Source organism: Amycolatopsis sp. NPDC051045 (genome assembly GCF_040682955.1).
Taxonomy (GTDB): Bacteria; Actinomycetota; Actinomycetes; order Mycobacteriales; family Pseudonocardiaceae; genus Amycolatopsis.
In genome coordinates, this window is the sequence record NZ_JBFBCC010000003.1 from 588,451 (window position 1) to 601,634 (window position 13,184).

12 protein-coding genes and 2 pseudogenes are annotated in these 13,184 nt (G+C 69.9%); 7 read left to right on the forward strand and 7 right to left on the reverse strand.

Features of this window, described 5'->3' with window-relative positions:
* Nucleotides 1–3: 3 nt before the first annotated feature.
* Together dctA and AB0M80_RS10640 are read right to left on the reverse strand one after the other, a co-directional pair.
* Nucleotides 4–1,416 carry a C4-dicarboxylate transporter DctA gene (dctA, locus tag AB0M80_RS10635; protein ID WP_364561808.1) on the reverse strand — a complete coding sequence of 471 codons (1,413 nt, stop codon included), beginning with the start codon at nt 1,414–1,416 and terminating at the stop codon, nt 4–6.
* 27 nt (nt 1,417–1,443) lie between these two features.
* A complete protein-coding gene (locus tag AB0M80_RS10640) occupies nt 1,444–2,580 on the reverse strand; it encodes a glycerate kinase (protein ID WP_364561811.1) in 1,137 nt (378 codons plus the stop codon).
* Nucleotides 2,581–2,723: 143 nt separating this feature from the next.
* Here AB0M80_RS10640 and AB0M80_RS10645 point away from each other — a divergent pair, with 143 nt between their 5' ends.
* On the forward strand, nt 2,724–3,632 hold the full coding sequence (locus AB0M80_RS10645) for a LysR family transcriptional regulator (RefSeq protein ID WP_364561813.1): 909 nt from the start codon (nt 2,724–2,726) through the stop codon (nt 3,630–3,632).
* Between the two features lie 104 nt (nt 3,633–3,736).
* Complete coding sequence (locus AB0M80_RS10650) at nt 3,737–4,828, forward strand: tartrate dehydrogenase (protein WP_364561816.1); 1,092 nt, start codon at nt 3,737–3,739, stop codon at nt 4,826–4,828.
* 36 nt (nt 4,829–4,864) lie between these two features.
* Here AB0M80_RS10650 and AB0M80_RS10655 read toward each other — a convergent pair whose 3' ends face one another.
* Entirely contained in the window at nt 4,865–5,113 is a 249-nt protein-coding gene (locus tag AB0M80_RS10655; RefSeq protein WP_364561818.1) for a hypothetical protein, read from the reverse strand.
* 139 nt (nt 5,114–5,252) lie between these two features.
* Between AB0M80_RS10655 and AB0M80_RS10660 the strand changes: the two genes are divergently transcribed.
* Nucleotides 5,253–5,669 (forward strand): transposase, encoded by a 417-nt coding sequence (locus AB0M80_RS10660; RefSeq protein ID WP_364561821.1) that lies wholly within the window; start codon nt 5,253–5,255, stop codon nt 5,667–5,669.
* A gap of 86 nt (nt 5,670–5,755) precedes the next feature.
* On the opposite strand, the gene AB0M80_RS10665 is transcribed toward AB0M80_RS10660, so the two are convergent.
* Nucleotides 5,756–6,943 carry a HAMP domain-containing sensor histidine kinase gene (locus AB0M80_RS10665; RefSeq protein ID WP_364561824.1) on the reverse strand — a complete coding sequence of 396 codons (1,188 nt, stop codon included), beginning with the start codon at nt 6,941–6,943 and terminating at the stop codon, nt 5,756–5,758.
* The gene (locus AB0M80_RS10670) at nt 6,940–7,599 is read right to left on the reverse strand and encodes a response regulator transcription factor (RefSeq protein ID WP_364561827.1); all 660 of its coding nucleotides are present in this window, start codon (nt 7,597–7,599) and stop codon (nt 6,940–6,942) included. The genes AB0M80_RS10665 and AB0M80_RS10670 overlap by 4 nt, the downstream gene beginning before the upstream one ends.
* A gap of 90 nt (nt 7,600–7,689) precedes the next feature.
* Here AB0M80_RS10670 and dacB point away from each other — a divergent pair, with 90 nt between their 5' ends.
* The 3 genes and pseudogenes from dacB to AB0M80_RS10685 all read left to right on the forward strand — a co-directional run.
* Nucleotides 7,690–9,207 (forward strand): D-alanyl-D-alanine carboxypeptidase/D-alanyl-D-alanine-endopeptidase, encoded by a 1,518-nt coding sequence (gene dacB, locus AB0M80_RS10675; protein WP_364561829.1) that lies wholly within the window; start codon nt 7,690–7,692, stop codon nt 9,205–9,207.
* A 10-nt stretch (nt 9,208–9,217) separates the two neighbouring features.
* Nucleotides 9,218–10,378 (forward strand): serine hydrolase domain-containing protein, encoded by a 1,161-nt coding sequence (locus tag AB0M80_RS10680; RefSeq protein WP_364561832.1) that lies wholly within the window; start codon nt 9,218–9,220, stop codon nt 10,376–10,378.
* Between the two features lie 371 nt (nt 10,379–10,749).
* Nucleotides 10,750–10,869 (forward strand): annotated as a pseudogene (locus AB0M80_RS10685) (IS3 family transposase); the annotation flags it as partial.
* Nucleotides 10,870–11,077: 208 nt separating this feature from the next.
* Here the strand turns inward: AB0M80_RS10685 and AB0M80_RS10690 are convergent.
* The gene (locus tag AB0M80_RS10690; protein WP_364561835.1) at nt 11,078–12,028 is read right to left on the reverse strand and encodes an SDR family NAD(P)-dependent oxidoreductase; all 951 of its coding nucleotides are present in this window, start codon (nt 12,026–12,028) and stop codon (nt 11,078–11,080) included.
* Between the two features lie 57 nt (nt 12,029–12,085).
* Between AB0M80_RS10690 and AB0M80_RS10695 the strand changes: the two genes are divergently transcribed.
* Nucleotides 12,086–12,490, forward strand: a complete 405-nt coding sequence (locus AB0M80_RS10695; RefSeq protein ID WP_364561838.1) for a MerR family transcriptional regulator — start codon at nt 12,086–12,088, stop codon at nt 12,488–12,490.
* Between the two features lie 153 nt (nt 12,491–12,643).
* Here AB0M80_RS10695 and AB0M80_RS10700 read toward each other — a convergent pair.
* Nucleotides 12,644–13,183: pseudogene (locus AB0M80_RS10700) on the reverse strand (response regulator transcription factor); the annotation flags it as partial.
* Between the last annotated feature and the right edge of the window lies 1 nt (nt 13,184).

Genomic DNA, 13,184 nt, shown 5'->3' on the forward strand with positions numbered 1-13,184 from the left:
CCGTCACCTTCCGGTCCCGGCATTCGTGGCTTCGGCGGGCACTCGAGGAGACTCGTCCGAGCCCGCGGCCGCCGGGGCGGGAGGTGGCCCGGCCGCCGGATCGTCGGTCCAGCCGAGCGAGCGTTCGGCGGATCCCGGGTCGCCGAGGACTTCCCGGGCGCGGGCGTAGTCGAGGTTGCGGTCCCACTTGGCGATCACGAGTGTCGCGACGGCGTTGCCGTAGAAGTTGACCAGAGCCCGGCATTCGGACATGAACTTGTCGATGCCGAAGACGAGCATGATGCCGGCGGCCGGCACGGTGCCGATGGTCGAGAGCGTCGCGGTGAGCGCGATGAAACCACCACCGGCGACGCCCGCGGCGCCCTTCGACGTGAGCAGCATGACCGCGAGCAGCCCGAGCTGCTGGGGGAAGGTGAGCACGGTGTTGGTCGCCTGGGCGATGTAGAGCGTCGCGAGGGAGAGGTAGATGGCGGCGCCGTCGAGGTTGAAGCTGTAGCCGGTCGGCACGACGAGGCCCACCGTCGCGCGGTCGGCGCCGAGGAAGGACAGCTTGCGCATCAGGCCGGGCAGCGCCGGTTCCGCGGTGGACGTGCCGAGGACGAGGAAGAACTCTTCACGCAGGTACCGGAAGAGCTGGAAGATGTTGAGCCGCACGTAGGCGCCGAGGAGACCGCCGAGCACTACGACCACGAACGCGATGGAGGTGACGTAGAACAGCAGGATCAGGGAGCCGAGACTGGTCAACGTGGACAGTCCGAACGCGCCGACGGCGTAGGCCATCGCACCGAAAGCCCCGATCGGAGCAGTCTTCATCACGAAGCTCAGGACCTTGAACACAACCGCGGTGAACCGCTTGACCCCGGTGACGATCGGGTCGCCGAGCGGCCCGATCGCCTTGATCGCGATGCCAAAGAGCACGGCCAGGAAGATGATCTGCAGGATGTCGCCGTCGGTGAAAGCGCTGAAGAAGCTGTCGGGGACCAGGTTGGTGAAGAACTCCCACCAGTGCTGGGTTTCTCCGGTCTGGATGTACTTCTCGGCGCTCCCGGTGGGATGCAGCGCGGCCGGGTTGGCGTTGACGCCGTCGCCGAGGCGGACCAGGTTGATCGCGACGAGCCCGAACCCGAGCGCGACGATCGTGCCGACCTGGAAGTAGGTCAGGGCCTTCAGCCCGGTCAGGCCGACCTTCTTGAGGTCGGCGACGCCGGCGATGCCGCCGATCACGGTGAGGAACACGATGGGGCCGATGAGGACCTTCATCGTGGCGATGAAGGTCGTGCCGATGGGCTGCATCGCCTTGCCGAGGTCCGGGGCCAGCGCACCCAGGACGACACCGATGACGATGGCGACCAGGACCTGCACGTACAGCTGCCGGTACCAGGGCTTCCGCTTGCGTTCCGGTGTGGTTTGCGTCATTGCAACCTCCTGAGCGGGGTGGGGGAGTCAGTCGAGAAGGTGCCGGGCGATGTGTTCGCCGAGGCGTTCCAGCAGAGGCTCGGCGTCGGCGACGCACCGCTCGAGGTCGGGTTCGAGCTCGGTGAGGGTGAACGCGCCCGTGAAGCCGGCGGCGGTCAGTTCGGTGGTGGTGAGCACGCTGCGCCCGGCCACAGCCACGGTCGGCACTCCCGCGGTCCGGGCGGCGGAAGCGACACCCATCGGCGCCTTGCCGCGCAGGCTCTGCCGGTCCAGTGAGCCTTCTCCGGTGAGCACGAGCCCGGCCCCGGGCAACCGCGCGTGCAGCCCGGTCAGGCGCAGCACCAGGTCGATGCCGGGAACCGTGCGGGCGCCGAGGGCGAGCAGGGCGAACCCCGCTCCGCCGGCGGCACCGGCGCTCGGCATCGCCGCGGCGGCGACCCCGGTGGCCTGTTCGAGGATGAGTGCCCACCGGGACATCGCCTCTTCGAGGGCGGCCACAGTGGCACCGTCCGCTCCCTTCTGCGGCCCGTACACGGCCGCCGCGCCGTCGGGGCCGAGCAGGGGATTGTCGACGTCGCAGGCGACGATCACCTCGGCGCGGTCCGGTCCGGCCAGCCGGGGGTGCAGGCCGGACAGCTCGATCGAACCGATTGCGTGCAGGGCGGAGGTCCGGCCGGGCAGCTCACGCCCGTCCGCGTCGAGCAGGCGCGCCCCGAGACCGGTGAGCAGGCCCGTGCCGCCGTCGGTCGTCGCGCTGCCACCCAAACCCACGACCACCGTGTGGTGGCCGGCGTCCAAGGCCGCCGCGATCACCTGGCCCGTCCCGTGGGTCGATGCCGCGGCCGCCGTGGCGGGAGTCGGTGCCGCATCCGGGAGCGCGGCGAGCCCGGACGTCTCGGCGAGTTCGACGACAGCGACTCCGTCGCGGTGGGCGTACCGCGCGGTGAGTGGCTCGCCCAGGGGACCGGCGGCGCTGAGCGAGACCGGGGTGAACCCGGCGGCGACCGCGGCGGAGACTGTGCCCTCGCCGCCGTCGGCGACCGGGTGCTCCCGCACCACCGGCTTGCTGTGGTGGCGGCGCAGCCCGCGGGCGAGTGCCGCGGTGGCCTGCGTGGCGCCGAGCGATCCCTTGAACGAATCGAGGGCCACGAGCAACTCGCCCATCAAATCCTCCTCGACTCGCGGAATTCGACAACCCTGACTCGGGAGCCGCCCCCGCGTCCAAGAGAACGTTGCTACCCGACTGATAGGCTAGGGTTATGGATAGCCGCTGACCTGGCCCGATGTGGTGGGTCTGGAGGTGACGGATGGACGCTCGTCAGCTCGAGTACTTCCTGGCGATCGTCGACCACGACGGATTCGGCCGCGCCGCGCAGGCCCTCCACCTCGCGCAGCCGTCGTTGTCGCAGGCGATCGCCGGACTCGAACGCGAAGTCGGCATGCAGCTGTTCCACCGGATCGGCCGCCGCGTGGTTCTTAGCGATGCCGGTACCGAGCTCATCGGCCCGGCCCGGCAGGTGCTGCGCGACCTGCGCACGGCCAAGGCGACGATGGCGTCGATGAAGGGCGTCCGCCACGGCCGGATCGAGCTGGTCACCATGCCCTCGCCCGGTATCGAGCCGCTCAGCGCGCTGATCGGTGCCTTCACCCGGCGGCACCCGGGCATCACCGTGGACGCCGAGGCCGCGTTCACTCCGGACGAGGTGATCCAGCAGGTCCGCCAAGGCGCCTGCGAACTCGGTCTGACCGGCGCGCCGGAACCGTTGCACCCGCCCGGCGTCGATGTGCTTCCGCTGCAACAGCAGGATTTCGTGCTCATTGGTGCCGCCGATGCCGCCTTCCCGGTGGGTGATCCGCTGCCGATCGGTGCCCTGGCCGGAGTGGAGCTGATTGCTTCACCGCCCGGCAGCCTGATGCGCCGGGTCGTCGACGACATCCTCGCCGAGCACGCGGACGTGCGGATCGTCGCCGAGATCGCCCACCGCGCCTCGATCCTTCCCCTCGTGCTTCAGGGCGCCGGGCTGGCGGTGCTGCCCGCGGCATGGGCCTCGCTCGCTCGCCGGTCGGGAGCCCGCGCCGTGCGGCTGGACCACCCCGCCCGGTTGCACGTCGAGTTGCTGAGCCGGCAGGCCCAGCTGACTCCGGCAGCCGAGGCGTTCCTCGCGCTCGCACGCACCTTCCGTCCCGCTGATGAAGGCGCTGAACAGCCTGGATAGGCGGTTCCTATGAATCGCATCGGCAGCGCGTGTTGGACGCCGCACCCGTCCCGCGGTTTCACTCGGGAGGTCAGCGCAGCCGAATCCAGCAGGGAGCCCGATCAATGTCAGCACCCGCCAACACCCGCACCTTCAAGATCGCCGCGGTCCCGGCGGACGGCGTGGGCAGCGAGGTCGTCGCCGCCGGACGTGCCGTCCTCGACGCGCTGGCGAAAGCCTCCGGCGGCGCGTTCGCCTTCGACTGGACCGAATTCCCCTGGGGCTGCGGCTACTACGAGCGGACCGGCCGCATGATGGACGAGGACGGCCTGGAGGTCCTGAAGGACTTCGACTCGATCTACTTCGGCGCCGTCGGCTGGCCGTCGGTGCCCGACCACATCAGCCTGTGGGGTCTGCGGCTGCGGATCTGCCAGAACTTCGACCAGTGGGCCAACGTGCGCCCCGTCCACTTCCACCCGGGCATCACCTCGCCCCTGCGCAAGGCCGACCACACGCCACTGGACTGGGTGGTCGTCCGCGAGAACAGCGAAGGCGAGTACGCCGGCCTCGGCGGGCGCAACCTGGCCGGACGTGGCCCGGGCAACGAGGTCGCGCTGCAGACGGCGTTGTTCACCGAGAAGGGGTGCGAGCGCATCATGCGGTTCGCCTTCGACCTCGCTCGTGAGCGGGACCGCAAGAAGGTGTCCTCGGTGACCAAAAGCAACGCGCAGCAGTACGGAATGGTGTTGTGGGACGAGACATTCGCCCGCGTCGCGCAGGACTATCCCGACGTGGAAACCGAAAGTGTCCTCGTGGACGCGATGTCGGCGAAGTTCGTGCTCAAGCCCGAAGACCTGTCGGTGGTCGTGGCCTCGAACCTCAACGCCGACATTCTTTCCGACCTCGGGTCCGCGCTGGCCGGGAGCCTCGGTCTCGCCGCGAGTGCGAACTTCAACCCGGAGCGGCGGTTCCCGTCGATGTTCGAGCCGGTCCACGGCTCCGCGCCCGACATCGCCGGCCAGGGCTTGGCCAACCCGATCGGCGCCATTGGCAGCGCCGCCCTGATGCTCGACCACTTCGGGCTGTCCGCCGAGGCCGATCAGGTTCGTCGTGCCATCGAGGCCACCACGGCCGCCGGGGTGCTGACCCCGGACGTCGGGGGTTCCGCGAAGACCGGCGACGTCGTCGCCGCCATCATCGGCAACCTCGGCCGCTGAACCTCCACGACCGACTCGTGAATGAGAAACAGGGTGCTAACCCGACCCCGGCTGTTCACTCAGTTCGGTCAGTGTGCCCATCGCCCGGTCGAGCAGCACGGACAGGGGAGTGGTGCCGTTTTCGGCTGTCCAGGCGTCGATGGCGGCGTCCAGGCAGGCCATCGCCGAGGCCACCAGCGCCCGCGCACGGAGGTCGTCGGCGGACTCCGGGCTGCCGAGCCGGCGGGAGATCTCCGGCAGCAGCATGCTCTGCCAGCCCTCGGTCTTCTCCCACTGGCGGGTCATCAACTCGCAGGCGTCGCTGCCGGTGTCATTGGTGTGGCTCTCTCATGGGCATGCGTCTCGCCGAGCACCGTGCGAGGAGTGGCTGAAAAGGGGTCTGCCCGGCTCGAAGTGTATCCGTCCGTCCGGCGCCGCGCGGCTGTTGGCCGACGTCGGTGACATCCACCGGTTCGCGTCCTGGAACGGCACCGCACCGCTGGACGCCTCCTCCGGAGAACAGCAACGGCATCGCCTGTCCCGCGCCGGCAACCGCAGAATCAACCGGACACTGCACATCATGGGTGTCGTTCAGCTCCGCAACCCGACCGCTGGCCGGGTCTATTTCGACGGCAAGAAAGCCGCGGGCAAGACGTCAATGGAGGCGATGCGTGCGCTCAAACGACGCCTGTCCAACGTCGTCTACGTCCACATGCTGGCTGATCAGAACCGACGTGAGGCGGCAGGCCCGGGAGGGCACTCGGGGACGACTCTGCAATCCAGCGTGACCGGCCTGACCCCGGACACTGGCCCTTCGGACAAGCCACCACCCGAACCCGCCACCGCCAGGGCCGCCCCTTGACATAAAGGGGAGCCATGAGAGGGCGTTCCGGAGGTCAGGTGGAAGTGGGTCGGGCGCAGTGCGAGGCCCTCTGGCCGCGCCCACCGCTACAGGCCGCTCGAGTACCTCTGGCGTCGGGCGACCTGGCTCCGCACGCCGTGACTCGCGGGGAGCCGGACCGTCACGACGAGGCCGCCGGACCGGCCGGGCCGGACGTCGAGGTCGCCGCCGTGTGCGGTGACGATGGCCGCCACGATCGGGAGGCCGAGGCCAAGCCCGTCGCGTGCGGTGCGTTCCCCGGTCAGGCGGGTGAACGGCTGCAGCAGGCGGTCGACCTCACCTGGTGGGATCACCGGGCCTGTGTTGGTCACCGTCAGCGTCGTGGTGGCCGCCTCGGACTCCGTCGTCACCTCGACCGTCCCGTCCGGGATGTTGTGCCGGACGGCGTTGTCCACGAGGTTGGCGACCATGCGTTCGGCCAGCCGCGCGTCGCCGAGTATCGGCGCCGGCGACAGGCACGTCCGGATCTCCGTGTGCGACGACACGACCGACGCCGTGACGGCGCGGAGGTCGACGGGGTCGCGGCGGTCGAGGCCGCGTTCGCTGCGTGCCAGCGTCAGCAACGCCTCGATCAGCCGTTCCTGCTGCTCCCCGGCCGCGAGCACCCGTCCGCACACCGTCCGCAGGCCGGCCACGGTCGCGTCGGGGTCGGCGAGTGCCACCTCCAGCACCGTCCGCTGCCTGGCGAGCGGCGTCCGCAGCTCATGCGACGCGTTGGCCACGAACTGCCGCTGCGCGGTGAACGCGTCGTCCAGCCGGGCGAGCAAACCGTCGAACGTGTCGCCGAGCTTGCGCAGCTCGTCGCGGCGGCCGGTCATCGCGAGCCGCTGGTGCAGGTCGCTCGCGGAGATGTGCCGCGCCGCGGCCGTGATCACCCGCAACGGCCGTAGCGCACGTCCGGCGAAGAACCAGCCGAGACCGACCGACACCACGGTCATGATCGCGAGCGCGGCGCCCGACCGGAACAGCAGCAGTCGCAGTGTCTCGTCCTGCTGTGCGGCGATCAGCCGCTGGGCCCGTGCGGCGCACGCGCCGAAGTCGGTGCCGGTCGCGGTCGTCTCACCGGACAGTGTGCAGACCTCGATCACGTCCGCCGGGCCCGCACGCAGCTTCATCACCGGGAAACCGCCGGCCACCAACAGGTACGTAATGAGCAGCAACCCGGCGCCGGACAGGAGGAAGAGTCCGCTGTAGACAGCGGTGAGCCGCCACCGCACGGTCGGGGTGAACCTCATGGGCCGATCCGGTACCCGGCCTGCGGCACGGTCTCGATCAGCGAGGGCTCGCCGAGCTTGCGCCGCAACCGGCTGACCGTCACCTTCACCGCGGTCGTGAACGGGTCGGCCATCTGGTCCCACACCCGCTCCAGCAGCTCCTCAGCGGGCACGATCCTGCCCCGTGCGGCCAGCAGCAGCTCCAGCACGCCGAACTCCTTCGGTCCGAGTTCGAGAAGCCGACCGTCGCGGCTCGCGGACCGCCGTGCGGCGTCGAGCACGAGACCGCCCGCCTCGAGGACCGGTGGCAGCGCGGGCTGGGCCCGCCGGAACAACGCCCGCAGCCGCGCGACCAGCTCGGCGAACGCGAACGGCTTGGGCAGGTAGTCGTCCGCGCCGAGGCCGAGACCGTCGACGCGGTCCTCGATGGTCGCCGCCGCGGTCAGCATGAGCACCCGGCCCCGGCAGCCGTCGGCGGCCAGCCGCGCACACACGTCGTCGCCGTGCCGGCCGGGCAGGTCCCGGTCGAGCACGATCACGTCGTAGTCGTGGACCTGCGCCGCCGCCAGTCCCGTCACGCCGTCGAACGCCACGTCGACGGCCATCCGCTCGCGACGCAGCCCGGCGCCGATCGCCTCGGCCAGCTCCACGTCGTCCTCGATCACCAGCACGCGCACACGCGACAGCGTGCCGCAACAGACGTTGCACCACGGTTACATCGCGGCTGTAACCACGGTGCAACCACGACCCGCGTACTCCTGGTGATCATGACCCACCACTCACGACGCGCTGTGCTCGGCATGCTCGGTGCGGCACCCCTCGCCGCGGGACTCCTTCCCGGCCTCGCCACGGCACACGCCGACACCGGCCTCGCGGGCCGGATCCAGGCGGTCACCGACAGGCCGGAGTTCGCGGGCTCACGCTGGGGCATGCGGTTCCAGGTGCACGGCGCCACCGAGCCCATCCACGTGCTGAACCCACAGCAACGGTTCGAGCCCGCCTCCGCGGTCAAGCTGTTTATCGCGGGTTCGGCGTTCGACGCCCTCGGGCCCAGTCACCGGTTCCGCACCACGGTGCACGGCACCGGCCCGGTCGTCCTCGGCACTCTGAGGGGCGACCTGACGTTGGTGGCCGGCGGAGACCTGCTGCTCGGCCCGCGCGTCCGGCGGGACGGCTCGCTCGCGTTGCCCGTCCCGGACCACTCCTACGGCACCGCCGGCCAACCGATCGCCGGCGATCCCCTCCAGCAGCTGCGCCACCTCGCCCGCCAGGTCGCCCGCCACGGAGTCCGCCGCGTCGACGGCACCGTGCGGGTGGACACCTCGTTGTTCCGGCAGGGCACCGAGGCACTCCCACAGGGCAACCTCCAGCTGCCGGTCTCTCCCATGATGATCAACGACAACATCGTCGACGTCGTGGTACGCCCCGGCGACCGGATCGGCGCGCCGGCCACACTCCGGGTGACACCGGAGCTCGGCTACGTGGATATCGTCAACGAGGTGACCACGGTCGCGACCCCGTCGCGGCGCTTGGCCTTCAGCACGTCCGCCGGAGTGGTACGGCTGACCGGGGAGGTCGCTCTCGGCGCATCACCCTTGCTGTGTCCGCACTTCGTGCCCGACCCCGCCGGTTTCGCCGAGGTCGCGTTCACACAAGCCCTTGCCGACGAGGGCATCGACGTCACCGGAAATTCAGTGACCACAGTGGACCGTCGCATGGTCAGGCTCGCCGAGCACGTTTCGCTCCCGCTCTCGGAGGAGGTGAAGGTGATGCTCAAGCTCAGCTCCAACGTGCACACCGTCTACTTCCCCTACCTGGTCGGCGCGATAGCCGGCGGTGACCCGGACACACCGAAAGCGACGGGCCAGCGGCTCCGGAGTGAACTCGTCGTCCGGGCCGGCCTCGACCCGGACGACCCGGCGAACGGCGGCTACACGCCGGACTACTTCGTCCGGTTCCTCGAGCACATGGCCCGGCAGCCGTACTTCACCCGGTACCGGGAGGGACTGCCGGTCATGGGCCGGGACGGCACCCTGGCAGACGTCCTGCCGAACTCTCCCGCCGCGGGACGCGTGTTCGCCAAGACCGGCACCGGCGGCACCAGCACCGGCCTGTACAAGGCGATGGCCGGCTACCTGTGCCTGCCCGACGGCACGCTGGTCGTGTTCGCGGAGTTCATGGAGAAACCGGTCAGCTCCCCGGAAGAGGCGTTCGCGCTGGAAGGACGCGTCGGCGTCGCGCAGGGCGAGATCGTCACCGCCGTCTACGAGTCCCTTGTCCACTGAGAGGAAACCCATGACCCTCCACTCTCGACGGTCAGCGCTGGGCCTGCTCGGCGCGACCGGCGGTCTGCTCGCCATGGCCGGTCCGGGTGTCGCGCAAACTGGCTCCGACCTGTGCCCCGGCGGACGCCTCGACCGGTTCGTCGCCGACCGCGCGGCTGCCGGCCAGTTCTCCGGCACCATCCTGGTCGCACACCGAAACCGCCCCGTGTTGACCAGCTCTCACGGCATGGCCGACAGGAGCCGTGGCATCGCCAACGACCAGAACACGGCCATCGACCTGGCGTCGATGACCAAGTCGTTCACCGCGGTCGCGCTCATCCAGCTGGTACAGCGGGGAGAAGTGGCACTGCACGCGCCGTTGGGTGACTACCTCGACGGCTTCCCGGCCGACGTCGCACGGGTGACGATCCACCAGCTGCTCACCCACACCGCGGGCGCCGGGCGGCCCGGTCTCACCAACCAGCGCCCGCCCGGCGAGGAAGAGTGGGACAGCGAAACCGATATCTGGCAAGGCATGCTGGCCTACCTGCGCACACTTCCGCTGCGCTTCACACCAGGTTCGCAGTGGAGCTACAGCAACGACGGCTACTTCCTGCTCGGCGCCGTGACAGCGGCGGTGGCTGGAGTGACCTACTACGACTACATACGCCGAAACGTGTTCGCGCCAGCAGGCCTGACACACACCGACTTCTACACACGCCCGCAAGTCATCGCGGACCAAACCATCGCCCACGGCTACATGAGCCAACCAACAGGCGACCGCGTAGACATCACGACCACGCCGTACCTGCCCTACCTCGGCAGCCCGTACCACGGCGCGTTCTCGTCAGCGCCCGACGTCCTGCGGTTCGCCACCGCACTGCACGGGGAGAAGCTGCTCAACCCCGCCTACACACACCTCGTCACCAGCGGCAGACACCCGCTCAGCCCGACCGACCGCCCAGCATTCGCCGGACAACTACAGCTCTACGGCTACGGCCACGTCGAGACGATCGCAGGAAAGAGCCGCATAGTCGGCCATTCCGGCAGCGGCCCAGGCCGATCGACCAATATCGACGTGTTCCCGGACGCCGGTTGGGTGGTCGTCGTGCTGAGCAACTACGACACCTCCATCCGACCGATCGTCGAACTGGCACAGGAGCTGGTCAGGTCGGCGGTATGTCGGGAGTGAGCAGCCGCTGGTTGGCGGCCACGCCAGCGGCACGGTCCCGGACGCCAACCACGGCACAGCGAAGCCCGTCAATCAGCTCTCGTCGCACCCAGCCCTGTGCGGGAGCGGCCGATCGGTGCAGCACTGCCGCGCTGCGCACCACCCGAGAACGCCGCCACCGCCGCTCCCAACCACAGCTCACCACACCGGAATGATCACCAACAGGAGGCGAGATCTCCCGTGCTCTGGCGATGAGGGAGGGGGCGACGTCGACGCCTTCGACATCCACGAAACCCTGCTCGGCAAACAGACTCGACAGCCGCCCGTAGCCGTAGGTGACCGCGCCCCGTAAACGGCCACGGACCACCATCCCGGGCGCGGACAGGCCAGGTGATCTGCTGGAACGTGACTCGGACCAGCGGTGGGTCGCGGGCATCACCTATGTCGCCACCGCGGCCGGTTGGGCGTACACCGCGTTCGTCCAGGACCTGTACTCTCGCCGGATCGTCGGCTGCCGGGCTGGCCGCGCCCGCCGGTCGGCGCGGCCAGGGCGGGTCCCGCGCCCGTCGCCCCCGTCGCGGCCTGGGCGAACGTGAGACCGGCCCCGGCCACACCGCGATCGCATCGCCCGCAACCGGAACAGCCGCCGTCGTTCCGAAGTGGTCCTCACACTCCTTAAGCACGGATGAGAACCCGGATGGTCGCGAGATCCGGCCTCGGTCACGCGCGGAAAGGGTCAGCACCGGTCAGCCGCGCAGAAAGCGCCCAAAGCCGGGCGGCTTCGTCGGGGTCGACGGCGTGCTCGCGGACGCCGTCGACCATGGCGGAGCTCTCGGTCGGCTCGGCGACGTCGCAGTCCTCGCAGTACACCCCGCCCAGCCCGGCCAGCTGCGGGGAGGTCGCGGCCCAGACCTGCGTCGCCGCGCCCTGTTCTGGAGTTTTGAACGCGGGATCGGCGAGGTGGCCGTCCTCGTCGACCCAGCCGCGTTCGACCATTTCGGCACGCGTGAGGTGCCGCAGCAGGGGAGTGAAGATCGCGCCGGGATGCACGGAGAACGCGCGGACGCCGGAATCCCGGCCGAGCGCGTCGAGGTGGACAGCGAACAGGGCGTTGGCCGTCTTCGCCTGGGCGTAGGCGAGCCAACGGTCGTAACCCCGCTCGAAGTGGACGTCGTCCCAGCGGATTCCCGACAGCTGGTGACCCGCCGAGGACACGGTCACCACCCGCCCACCCGGCCGCAGTGCCGGCCAGAGCAGGTTGACCAGGGCGTGGTGGCCCAGGTGGTTGACCGCGAAGTGGGCTTCCCAGCCCGGGCCGACGCGCGTTTCGGGGTAGGCCATGATGCCGGCGTTGCCGATGAGGATGTCGAGCCCGCGTCCCGAGGCGAGGAACCGCTCGGCGAACCGGCGGACGCTGCCCAGGTCGCCGAGGTCCAGTTCGGCGACTTCGGCCGTGTCCAAGAGCGCGGCGCGGGCTTCGCCGGGGCGCCGGGCCGGGACGATCACGTCCGCCCCGGCGGCGGCGAGCGCGCGGGTGGTTTCGGCGCCCAGTCCGGAGTAACCGCCGGTGACCAGGGCGAGCCTGCCGGTGAGGTCGGTGCCGTGCAGGACTTCCGCGGCCGTGGTGCGGTGGTCGAAGCCGGAGCCGATCTTGTGCTGGTGTGTGGTCATGACGGCGAAGCTAGGACCTAGACCGGGGTCTAGGTCAACTGATCTACCATCACTGTCGTGGAGCTGGGAATCGGGCAGGTGGCCGAGCGCACCGGGATGAGCGTGCACGCGCTGCGGCTGTACGAGCGGGAAGGTCTGATGACGGGCCCGGTCCGCCGCGACGCCGGAGGCCGCCGCGTGTACACCGAGTGGGACGTCGAATGGCTGCACTACTGTACGAAGTTCCGCGCTTCGGGCATGCCGCTGGCTAAGATCCGGAAGTTCGCGGACCTGGTGCGCCGAGGGCCGGAGACCGAAGCCGAGCGCCTGGAGCTGCTGCGGGAGCACCAGGAACAGGTCGTCGCGCGGATCGCGGAGCTGAACGAGTGCCTCGAGGTGATCGCGAGTAAGGTGCGGGTGTATGGCGAGCACGTGGCCCGGGGGAGCGCGGCCGAGCTGTGGAGCCACCCCGCGGCGCCCTGACCGACGGTCCCTCGCCGACGGCCGGAAGAAGCCCAACGGCGTTTGCGGGGCGGCTTCCTTGCCGCCATTGGCATGAGCGGGACTGGACAAGAATGCCTACCGCGTGTGGCGCTTTCCTGACCGCTCAACGGTGATCGCGTAGACCCACGGACTTCACACCGGGTGGATGAGGCGGCTTTCGTAGGCGAAGATTACGGCCTGGATCCGGTCTCGGAGTTCGAGCTTGTGCAGGATTCGCCCCAGGTGGGACCTCACAGTCGCCTCCGCGAGATGCAGGGTGGCAGCGATCTCGGCGTTGGACAGACCGGAGCCCACCTGGACGAGCACCTCGCGCTCACGGGCGCTGAGCCTGCTCAGCCGCTCGGCGCGGGCAGTGGCGAAGGCGTCGGGGATGTGCGGGCGGAATTTCTCCAGCAGGCGGCGGGTGATGCGAGGGGAGCCCACCGCGTTGCCCGCGGCCACGGTGCGGATCGCGGTGAGCAGTTCCTCGGGCCTGGTGTTCTTCAACAGGAAGCCCGAGGCTCCGGCTTTGAGCCCGGCGAAGGCGTACTCATCCAGGTCGAAGGTGGTGAGGATCAGCACCCTGGTCTGCGGACAGGTTTGGATGATCTGCCGGGTCGCCTCGATTCCGTCGGTTCCCGGCATGCGGACGTCCATGAGGACGACATCGGGGCGCAGCTCGGCGGCGAGGCGG

Bases quoted from the DNA above. Each gene is read 5' to 3' on its own strand.
- dctA (WP_364561808.1), bottom strand. From the start codon at position 1,416: ATGACGCAAACCACACCGGAACGCAAGCGGAAGCCCTGGTACCGGCAG.
- AB0M80_RS10640 (WP_364561811.1), bottom strand. From the start codon at position 2,580: ATGGGCGAGTTGCTCGTGGCCCTCGATTCGTTCAAGGGATCGCTCGGC.
- AB0M80_RS10645 (WP_364561813.1), top strand. From the start codon at position 2,724: ATGGACGCTCGTCAGCTCGAGTACTTCCTGGCGATCGTCGACCACGAC.
- AB0M80_RS10650 (WP_364561816.1), top strand. From the start codon at position 3,737: ATGTCAGCACCCGCCAACACCCGCACCTTCAAGATCGCCGCGGTCCCG.
- AB0M80_RS10655 (WP_364561818.1), bottom strand. From the start codon at position 5,113: ATGACCCGCCAGTGGGAGAAGACCGAGGGCTGGCAGAGCATGCTGCTG.
- AB0M80_RS10665 (WP_364561824.1), bottom strand. From the start codon at position 6,943: ATGAGGTTCACCCCGACCGTGCGGTGGCGGCTCACCGCTGTCTACAGC.
- dacB (WP_364561829.1), top strand. From the start codon at position 7,690: ATGACCCACCACTCACGACGCGCTGTGCTCGGCATGCTCGGTGCGGCA.
- AB0M80_RS10680 (WP_364561832.1), top strand. From the start codon at position 9,218: ATGACCCTCCACTCTCGACGGTCAGCGCTGGGCCTGCTCGGCGCGACC.
- AB0M80_RS10690 (WP_364561835.1), bottom strand. From the start codon at position 12,028: ATGACCACACACCAGCACAAGATCGGCTCCGGCTTCGACCACCGCACC.